The sequence below is a fragment of the Allosphingosinicella sp. genome (genome assembly GCF_036387215.1).
Classification (GTDB): domain Bacteria; phylum Pseudomonadota; class Alphaproteobacteria; order Sphingomonadales; family Sphingomonadaceae; genus Allosphingosinicella.
The window spans coordinates 1-2,897 of sequence record NZ_DASVUE010000218.1; the positions used below are offsets into that span (position 1 = coordinate 1).

2 protein-coding genes are annotated in these 2,897 nt (G+C 68.3%); both read left to right on the forward strand.

The features are described 5' to 3' along the window. Window positions 1-421: M13-type metalloendopeptidase (locus VF662_RS08535; protein WP_464139879.1), on the forward strand; the 421-nt coding region annotated here is incomplete at its 5' end. A 52-nt stretch (window positions 422-473) separates the two neighbouring features. After that, a complete protein-coding gene (locus VF662_RS08540; RefSeq protein ID WP_464139881.1) occupies window positions 474-2,852 on the forward strand; it encodes a hybrid sensor histidine kinase/response regulator in 2,379 nt (792 codons plus the stop codon). The last annotated feature ends 45 nt before the right edge of the window (window positions 2,853-2,897 follow it).

A 2,897-nucleotide genomic window follows, 5' to 3' on the forward strand; every position in this document is an offset into this window, starting at 1 on the left:
GACGCCGGGCGACGTGCAGCGCTTCACCGCGCTCACCAAGAAGCTCGTCCAGCAGTACAACAAATATGAGGCGCTGCCGGGCAAGTTCGTCAACGGCGAGCTCACGCTCGGCGAGAATATCGGCGACCTCGCCGGCCTCTCCATCGCCTACGATGCCTACAAGAAGTCGTTGAACGGGCAGGAGGCGCCGGTGCTCGGCGGCCTCACCGGCGATCAGCGTTTCTACCTCGGTTGGGCGCAGGTGTGGCGGCAGAAGATGCGCGAGCCGACGCTCGTCCAGCTGCTGCTGACCGATCCGCACTCCCCGACGCGCTATCGGACGCTCGTCGTCCGCAACATGGATCCCTGGTACGGGGCCTTCGACGTGAAGCCGGGCGAGAAGCTCTATCTGCCGCCCGAAGAGCGCGTCCGGGTCTGGTAGGCATCGTCGCTGCTTGACGGCGGCGAGAGCGGCGGCACATGAGTAGATGCTCATGGCCGCCGCCCCTCCCGCACCTTCGCCCGCCCGTCCCAGGCCCTGGCTGACCGCGCTTGCGATCATCGCCGCTCTGGGCTCGGCGGCATTGCTGCTCTGGGCGGTGCGCGATCCGCTCTTCACCGCGGCCTTCGCGGCCGGGCTCGTGGGGCTAGGGGCGGTGCTCGCCTTCGCCTCCAGCTTCCGCTCGGCACCGGCCAGTGCCGAGGCCGCGCCGCGAACCGACATCGGCCTCCTCCGCGCCGCCGCCGACAGCGCGAGCGGCGCGGTGGCGATCACCGATACCGACGGACGCCTCGTCTGCGCCAACAGCTCGTATTCCGACTGGTTCGGAGGCGCCGCCGCTCCGGCGGAGCTTCCGCTGGAGGGCGAGGAGGAGAGCCTCGCCGCAGCCGGCGCCGAGGCGCGCCGCGACGGCAATTCCGCCCGGGCGCGGCTCCGCATCCACGGCCTCAACCTTGCACTCGCGGTCGAGCGCGCCGGGCTCGGCGACACGCACCTCGTCTGGCGGTTCACCCGCTCCGACGAGGTGGACCTGCTCCGCGAGGCGCAGCGGCTGATCGGTGGACAGGCGGGCAAACGCATCTCCGAGGCGGGGCTGATGGCTGCGCTGGCCGACGCCGAGGGCAATCTGATCGCCGCCAACCAGGCCTTCGTCGCGCGCGCCACGGGCCGGCCGGAGGCGGCGATCTCGGGAACCCGGCTCGTCGATCTAATCGCAGTCACCGAAGAGGGGCAGTTCCACTTCGCCGGCGAGCCGCGCGGCACGGCCCCGCTCCGCATCATCCAGATCCCGGTGACCGAAGGCGAGGATCCGCTGACCCTGTTCCTCCTCCTCGACGACCCCTCGGGCGGCCGCGGACGGCTGGGCAAGGAGGAAAGCGCAAGCGTCAACGCGCTTCTGGACTTCATCCCGATGGGCCTCGCGCTCGCCAATGTGGACGGGCGCTTCATCTACCTCAACAAGGCGTTCCGGAAGGCCGTCGGCCTGCCGAAGGATGCCCGGCCGGTCTATCCGGGAGACCTGGTCGTCGATGAGGACAAGGCCGCCGTCTCCGAATCCGTCCGCCGCTTCGCCCGAGGACCTTCCACCTCCTCGGACCTCGCCGTCCGCCTCAAGGCGCAGCCCGACGAGCCGGTCGCGCTCGGCATCGCCGGCGCCCGCGGCCTCGGCGAAGCGGCCGTGATCCTGTCGCTGAAGGACAATAGCGAGGCGGACCGCTTAAAGCGGCAGGTCGCGCAGGCCACGAAGATGCAGGCGGTGGGACAGCTCGCCGGCGGCGTCGCGCACGATTTCAACAACATCCTGACCGCGATCCTCGGCTATTGCGACCTCATGCTGATGCGCCACACGCCCGGCGACAGCGACTATGACGACATCCACCAGATCCGCTCCAACTCGAACCGCGCCGCCGGCCTTACCCGCCAATTGCTCGCTTTCTCGCGCCAGCAGACATTGCGCCCGCAGGTGCTCCAGCTTCCGGATGTCATCTCGGAGGTCCTCAACCTCCTGAAGCGCCTCCTCGGCGAGACGGTGAAGCTGCAGGTGAAGCACGGCCGCAACCTTGGCGCCGTCCGCGCCGACCCTGGGCAGCTCGAGCAGGTGATCGTCAACCTCGCCGTCAACGCTCGCGACGCGATGCCCCAGGGAGGAACGCTCACCCTCCACACCTATTCGGTCACTCCGGAGGAGGTGCGGCGGCTCGGCAGCGACATCCTCCCCGCCGGCGATTATACCGCGCTCAAGGTCAGCGACACCGGCACCGGCATCCCGCCCGCGATCCTCGGCAAGATCTTCGAGCCCTTCTTCACGACGAAGGAAGTAGGGAAGGGGACCGGCCTCGGCCTTTCGACCGTCTACGGCATCGTCAAGCAATCGGGCGGCTTCATCTTCGCCGAATCGGAGGAAGGGGAGGGGACCAGCTTCACCATCTACCTCCCGGTCCACCGCGCCGAGGGCGCCGCCCGCCCGGTCAAGGCCAAGGCGAAGGAAGGGGCGCGGGAGCTTTGGGGGACGGGCACGATCCTGCTCGTCGAGGACGAGGCGATGGTCCGCTCCGTGGCCGAGCGCGCGCTCACCCGGCACGGCTACACGGTCTTCACCGCGGAGAATGGCGAGGCGGCGCTGGAGATCCTGGCCCGCGAGGAGGTGATCGACCTCATGATCTCGGACGTCGTCATGCCGACGATGGACGGGCCGACTACCGTCCGCGAAGCGCGCAAGACCCGGCCGGATCTACCGATCCTCTTCATCTCCGGCTATGCGGAGGAGCAGCTCAGGAAGTCGATCGATCTCGAGCGCGTGCAATTCCTCGCCAAGCCCTTTTCCGTCCAAAAATTGGCCGAAGCGGCGCGGGATGCCTTGCTAACCAAATAATTCTTTTGATTTGGCGCAATTAGCGATTAATCGCGGCATCGTGCA

Excerpts from the sequence above, each read along its gene's own strand:
- VF662_RS08540 (WP_464139881.1), top strand. The coding sequence starts at position 474 with ATGGCCGCCGCCCCTCCCGCACCTTCGCCCGCCCGTCCCAGGCCCTGG.